Origin of the sequence: Bradyrhizobium sp. (assembly GCF_016219575.1) — a bacterium.
GTDB lineage: Bacteria > Pseudomonadota > Alphaproteobacteria > Rhizobiales > Xanthobacteraceae > Bradyrhizobium.
The window spans coordinates 149236-156126 of sequence record NZ_JACRMG010000037.1; the positions used below are offsets into that span (position 1 = coordinate 149236).

General features: G+C 63.7%; 7 protein-coding genes. All 7 read left to right on the plus strand.

Annotation, left to right across the window (positions count from 1 at the left end; all coding sequences use genetic code 11):
* Positions 1–187: 187 nt before the first annotated feature.
* A complete protein-coding gene (gene glmM / locus HZB49_RS27950; RefSeq protein ID WP_291617340.1) occupies positions 188–1531 on the plus strand; it encodes a phosphoglucosamine mutase in 1344 nt (447 codons plus the stop codon).
* A 178-nt stretch (positions 1532–1709) separates the two neighbouring features.
* Complete coding sequence (locus tag HZB49_RS27955) at positions 1710–2969, plus strand: MFS transporter (protein ID WP_291617341.1); 1260 nt, start codon at positions 1710–1712, stop codon at positions 2967–2969.
* A gap of 255 nt (positions 2970–3224) precedes the next feature.
* Complete coding sequence (locus tag HZB49_RS27960; protein ID WP_291617342.1) at positions 3225–4052, plus strand: outer membrane beta-barrel protein; 828 nt, start codon at positions 3225–3227, stop codon at positions 4050–4052.
* Positions 4053–4232: 180 nt separating this feature from the next.
* Positions 4233–5114 (plus strand): outer membrane beta-barrel protein, encoded by an 882-nt coding sequence (locus HZB49_RS27965; protein WP_291617343.1) that lies wholly within the window; start codon positions 4233–4235, stop codon positions 5112–5114.
* Positions 5115–5194: 80 nt separating this feature from the next.
* Positions 5195–5785 (plus strand): glutathione S-transferase family protein, encoded by a 591-nt coding sequence (locus HZB49_RS27970; protein WP_291617344.1) that lies wholly within the window; start codon positions 5195–5197, stop codon positions 5783–5785.
* 140 nt (positions 5786–5925) lie between these two features.
* Entirely contained in the window at positions 5926–6150 is a 225-nt protein-coding gene (locus HZB49_RS27975; RefSeq protein ID WP_291617345.1) for a hypothetical protein, read from the plus strand.
* 57 nt (positions 6151–6207) lie between these two features.
* Positions 6208–6891 (plus strand): phosphoserine transaminase (locus HZB49_RS27980; protein ID WP_291617346.1); only part of this gene is annotated, 684 nt, incomplete at its 3' end.

Below are 6891 nucleotides of genomic sequence, written 5' to 3' on the forward strand. Positions count from 1 at the left end.
TGTGACAAGAATACAAGTCCAAACAATATGTTAGGCTACGGCCGGGTCTGCTCATGCCGTAACGATTCATCATATTTTTTGAAGCCATTTTAGCGCCGCAGGGATTATAACCCCCCTGCACGCTATCATAGCGGGCATTCGAGGCTCCCTGCCGGGTGGCGGGCCCTCGAAATGCGCTGGGGGTTACATGAGCCGCAAATATTTCGGTACCGACGGGATTCGGGGCCGCGCCAACGGGCTGATCACGCCGGAGCTCGCGCTCAAGGTGGGTCAGGCGGCCGGCCTCGTGTTTCAGCGCGGCGAGCATCGCCATCGCGTCGTCATCGGCAAGGACACGCGGCTGTCCGGCTACATGATCGAATACGCCATGGTGGCGGGCTTCACCTCTGTCGGCATGGACGTGCTGCTGCTCGGCCCGATGCCGACGCCGGCGGTTGCGATGCTGACCAAGTCGATGCGCGCCGATCTCGGCGTCATGATTTCCGCCTCGCACAATCTGTTCGAGGACAACGGCATCAAGCTGTTCGGCCCGCAGGGCTTCAAGCTTTCCGACGACGTCGAGAAGCAGATCGAGCAGTTGCTCGACGAGCCGATCGACCGCCGCCTGGCGCAGAGCGCCAGCCTCGGCCGCGCGCGCCGCATTGACGGAGTGCATGACCGCTACATCGAATTCGCCAAGCGCACGCTGCCGCGCGAGCTCTCGCTCGACGGCCTGCGCGTCGTGATCGATTGCGCCAACGGCGCGGCCTACAAGGTGGTGCCGGAAGCGCTGTGGGAACTGGGCGCCGATGTCGTGCCGATCGGCGTCGACCCCGACGGCTTCAACATCAACAAGGAATGCGGTTCGACCTCGCCGGAGGCGCTGGCCAGGAAGGTGCGCGAGATGCGCGCCGATATCGGCATTGCGCTCGACGGCGACGCCGATCGCGTGATCCTCGTCGACGAGCGCGGCCATGTCGTCGACGGCGACCAGTTGCTCGCGGTCATCGCGCAGAGCTGGAAGGAAGAGGGGCGCCTGTCCCGCCCCGGCATCGTCACGACCGTGATGTCCAATCTCGGGCTCGAGCGCTTTTTGCAAGGGCAGGGGCTCGAGATGGTACGCACGCCGGTCGGCGACCGCTACGTGCTCGAGCAGATGCTCAAGGGCGGCTACAATCTCGGCGGCGAGCCGTCGGGCCACATCATCCTCTCCGACTACGCCACCACCGGCGACGGCTTCGTCGCAGCCCTTCAGGTGCTCGCGGTGGTGCAGAAGCTGCGACGCCCGGTGTCGGAAGTCTGCCATCGCTTCGATCCGCTGCCGCAGATCCTCAAGAACGTGCGCTACAAGAGCGGCAAGCCGCTCGACGATGCCGACGTCAAGTCGGCGATCGACGCCGGCGAGAAGCGCCTCAACGGCCATGGCCGCCTCCTGATCCGCCCGTCCGGCACCGAGCCGGTGATCCGCGTGATGGCCGAAGGCGACGACCGCATCATGGTCGAGGAAGTCGTCGACGAGATCGTGCACGCGCTCGGCCAGGCCGCCGCCTGAGTTATTTCGCAAGCCGAGCCACAAGCTCCGTTCACCTCTCCCCAGCGGGGAGTGGTGAAGAGTTGAATTCGCGGCGACGTCTCGTGCATCGCAGCCATTATGTAATGTCGGTGGTATCAGCGCCATCTGCAGCGTAGGAGAGGGAAGTCATTCCCTTGAGTCCCGCAAGGAATTGCCCTTGAACAAGCCCGTCTCCGTCTCCGAGGAGGCGCTGGTCACGCCGGTGCTGGTGCCGGAGGTGACGGCGGAAGCCGAGGCGCGCGCCTCGGTGGCGGGGCCGGCCTATATCGTGCTCGCCGGCATCTCCTTCTCGCACTTCCTCAACGACACCATGCAGTCGTTGATCGCCTCGGTCTATCCGATCCTCAAGGCCAATTACGCGCTCGACTTCGCGCAGATCGGCTTGATCACGCTGGCGTTCCAGTTCACGGCCTCGCTGCTGCAGCCCGTGATCGGCTATTTCACCGACAGGAAGGCGCAGCCCTTCTCGCTTGCGGTCGGCATGGGCTTTACCTTCTTCGGCCTGCTGCTGCTCGCAATTGCCGGCCAATACGCAACGATCCTGATCGCGGCCTCGCTGGTCGGGCTCGGATCGGCGGTGTTCCATCCGGAGTCCGCGCGCATCGCGCGGCTCGCCTCCGGCGGCCGCTACGGCTTTGCGCAGTCGGTGTTCCAGCTCGGCGGCAGTTTCGGCACCTCGATGGGGCCGGTGCTGGCCGCGCTGATCGTGGTGCCGTTCGGCCAGCCCTCGATCGCCTGGTTCTCCATCATCGCCTTCGTCGCGATCGTGATCCTGGCGCGGATCGGTGTCTGGTACCGGCCGCAGGTCGCGGGCAAGAAGGCGGCCAAGGTCGAGCTGCATCCCGATCATCCGGACTCCCGCCGCGTGATGATCGCAATCGCCGTGCTGGTGGCGCTGTTGTTCTCCAAGCAGCTCTACGTCTCCAGTCTGTCGAGCTATTACATCTTCTATCTCATCGACAAGTTCGGCGTGTCGACGCAAGGAGCCCAGCTCTATCTCTTCATCTTCCTGGCGGCGAACGCGGCCGGCGCCTTCTTCGGCGGGCCACTCGGCGACCGCTTCGGCCGCAAGTACATCATCTGGATCTCGATCCTCGGCGCGCTGCCGTTCACGCTGGCGCTGCCCCACGCGGGGCTCGCGGCGAGCGCGGTGCTCACCGTGTTCATCGGCCTCATCATCTCGTCGGCGACGTCGTCGATCATCGTGTTCGCGCAGGAGCTGATGCCGCATCGCTTCGGCATGATCTCCGGCGTGTTCTTCGGCGTCGCCTTCGGCATCGGCGGCCTCGGTGCCGCCGTGCTCGGCAAGCTCGCCGACCACACCTCGATCGGCTTCGTCTATCACCTCTGCGCCTTCCTGCCGGCGATCGGCCTGCTCGCCGTGTTCCTGCCGAAGATGCCGAGGCAGCTGCGCTGAGACGTTGCGAAGGCGTAAACGCGCGCCGGCTGCGTCAACACATTGTTAGCAACTGTGACGGCTTCGCCGCATTGTGCTGTGGTGCCAATGCATCACTCGCAATCAGGTTGAAATGCCGGGGGGAGGCTTCGTCAGAAATTATCAACCTTAATAATTAGGGTTAAGTGCCGCTTAAGCATTTGCTGGCATCGTCCCACCGTGAGTTTTTGGATGTGAGGCGTCCTGTCTGCCTCACCGGACAAAAGGACGAAGCCAATGCGTAGCGTGAAGTTTCTCATTGCCGCCGGTGCGGCCACTTTGATGTCATCCGCGGCGTTCGCCGCCGACATGGCGATTGCGCCTCCCCCGGCCTACGCGCCGCCTCCGATCGTCGAGGACTTCGGCGGCTGGTATCTGCGCGGCGACATCGGCTTTTCCAACCAGCGGGTTGATCGCCTGAACAATGCGCTCGATGCCAACAACCTGACCTCGACGCAGAAGCTCAGCTTCAACACCGCGGGCATCTTCGGCCTCGGCGCCGGTTATCGCTTCAACAACTGGTTCCGCGCCGACATCACCGGTGAGTATCGCGGCAATTCGCAGTTCCACGGCACCGACCAGATCACCTATGTCGGCGGCGTCGGCACCGATACCTATCGCGCCACCAAGTCGGAATGGGTCGTGCTGGGCAACGCCTATGTCGACCTCGGTACCTGGTGGTGCATGACTCCGTTCATCGGCGCCGGTGTCGGCGGTGCGCGGGTCTCGATCGCCAACTTCACCGACGCGGGCATCGCCAACAACGGCGGCGGCGCGCTGCCGGGCCTGGCGCTCGCCGACGACGTCGCGAGGTGGAACTTCGCCTGGGCGGTGCACGCCGGTGTCGCCTACAAGGTCACGCCGAACTTCACGGTCGAACTCGCCTATCGCTATCTCGACATGGGCAACGGCCTGACCGGCGATCTCCGTACCTTCGACGGCGTCAACGGCATCAACAACCCGACCACGTTCAAGGGCATCACCTCGCACGACCTGAAGATCGGCGTGCGCTGGGATCTGGCCAATCCGCCGGTCTATCAGCCGCCGCTGATCCGCAAGGGTTAATCGGTTCTCACATTCGTTAACGGTTGCCGGCGGCGCGGGATCTCTCCCGCGCCGCTTTGCTTTGCGCCTCGCGCATGGCCTCGGCGAAAGACATCGCCGTGCGGAACGCAGGCGAAACGAATTATTAGGGTTAACAGGCGATGATCATCGCGAAAGTTAGCGAGTTCATGGAGCGTTGCGATGCGTAGGTTCGTGCTGGCGACGGCAATGGTCGGGATGGCATTCGGCGCCCATGCAGCCGATGTCCCGGATCTGCCGGTACTTCGCGGCAGCTTCGGCTCGGGTAGCCTGAGCACGACCACGCGCAACTGGGACGGCTGGTATGTCGGCGGCCATGTCGGCTACGCTTCCTCCGAAATGGACTTCAGCCACTCCGTCAGGTCGCTGACCAATTTCATCCTGCGCAACAGCGTGCTGCAGGCGCCCGTCGAGCAGTGGGCGCTGCTTTCCAAGAATCACGTCCAGGCCAACAGCTTCGGCGCCTTCGCCGGCCGCAACTGGCAGTGGGACGACCTCGTGTTCGGCTTCGAGGTCAACTACACCTACTACAACGGCCTGCAGAGTGCTTCGACCAACTCGATGTCCCGGATCATTCCCGGAGAAGCAGCGCCGGCGGGACACACATATACCTATAACACCACGCTGGCCGGCCATGCCGGCTTGCAGCTCAAGGACGTCGTGACGTTTCGCGGCCGTACCGGCTGGGTGGTAGGCAATGCCTTACCCTATCTGTTCGGCGGCCTCGCCGTAGGTCGTGCCGACGTTTCGCGCGCAGCGACCGTTACCTACGACAAGTACGACGACTACGACACTACTACCACGGTCGCCGGCGTCACTACGACGACCCAACATCACGACTACTTGTACAGCGACGTCGTGTCCTCGAACGACAAGCGCTCCAACAGCTTCGTGCCCGGCTGGACCGCCGGTCTCGGCATGGAATACTGCCTGTGGGGCGGCCTGTTCGTGCGCGGCGAGTGGGAGTACATGCGCTTCCTGACCGTCAAGGACATCACGTTCTCGGTCAATAATGCGCGCCTCGGCATCGGCTACAAGTTCTGATCCGCCTGGCGCGCCCCGCGCCTTGACATGAAATCTTGCGGCTGTTCGGATACCGCCTCCAACCGGAGGCGTGCACCTTGATGAAGATTTTCGGCGATACCAATTCCGGCAATTGCCTAAAGGTGAAGTGGGTCTGCGACCGGCTGCGGTTGCCCTATCGCTGGATCGACATCGACACCATGAAGGGCGAAACCCGGACGCCGGAGTTCCTGAAGCTCAACAGCGCCGGCCAGGTGCCTACCGTCGAGCTCGACGACGGCCGCACGCTGGCGCAATCCAACGCCATCATCCGCTATCTCGCGCGCGGCAGCGATCTCATTCCTGCCGATCCCTACACGGCCGCGAAAATGGATGAATGGCTGTTCTGGGAGCAATACAGCCACGAGCCCTACATCGCGGTCTGCCGCTTCCAGATGGTCTATCTGAAGAAGCCGGCCTCCGAACTCGATCCTGAGAAGGTCAAGCGCGGCCATGCCGCGCTGGCGCGGATGGAGCAGCATCTGGCGGCATCGCGTTTCCTGGCGGGCGAGGCGGTCTCGCTCGCCGATGTGTCGTTGCTCGCCTATACCCGCCTCGCGCACGAAGGCGGCTTCGATCTCGCCTCCTATCCGTCCGTGCGACGCTGGATCGGCGAGTCCGGGAAGGCGCTCGGCCTGCCGCCGGCGCAATGAGCCGGGGATGTCCGCGGCGGTTGCGGGTATGCGATCCCGTTAACAAGCGGTAAACTAACGATCGCTTTGTCATCCGCCCGGCAGATCGTCGCCGCATTTGCAGCCTACCCCGCGCGCCTGGGCAGCACGGGGATATTCACATGGCGCGCTATTCGATTCGCAAGCTCGGCTGCGAGTATGTCGTACTTGCCGGCGATCAGAGCATTCTCCGTTTCACGAGCCGGCGGAAGGCGGCAAAGCTCGTTGCCGACGTTGCGGAATTGCTCTCGGTGCAATCGGCTTTGCAGCCCGGGCGTGAGCTTGATCCAGATCAATCGGACGTGAAGGACGCAAAGTTCCTTGACGGTGAGGGGCGATTCCCTTAATGACCGCGGCGGGACACCTCCCCCCAACGGGAGGCTTACTATCTGGAAGGATAGATCATGACCGTGGCGAAGCCCGCTTCGCGGCCGACCGTGCCGCATTTTTCCTCCGGCCCCTGCGCCAAGCGCCCCGGCTGGGCCCCCCAAAATCTCAAGGACGCCGCTCTCGGCCGCTCGCATCGCGCGAAGGTCGGCAAGGCCAAGCTCAAGCTCGCGATCGACCTGACGCGCGAAGTGCTTGAAGTGCCGGCCGACTACAAGATCGGCATCGTGCCTGCGTCCGACACCGGCGCCGTCGAAATGGCGCTGTGGTCGCTGCTCGGACCGCGCCCCGTCACCACCATCGCGTGGGAATCCTTCGGCGAAGGCTGGGTCAGCGACGTCGTCAAGGAATTGAAGCTGAAGGATGTCGTCAAGCTCAGTGCGGGCTACGGCGAAATTCCGGACCTGTCGAAGGCCGACAAGAATTCGGATATCGTGTTTACCTGGAACGGCACCACTTCCGGGGTGCGCGTGCCCAATGCCGACTGGATCAGGGCCGATCGCGAAGGGCTGACCATCTGCGACGCCACCTCCGCCGCGTTCGCGCAGCCGCTCGACTGGCCGAAACTCGATGTCGTGACCTTCTCCTGGCAGAAGGCGCTGGGCGGCGAAGCCGCGCACGGCATCATCATTCTGTCGCCGCGCGCGGTGGAACGGCTCGAAACCCACAAGCCCGCCTGGCCGCTGCCGAAAATCTTCCGC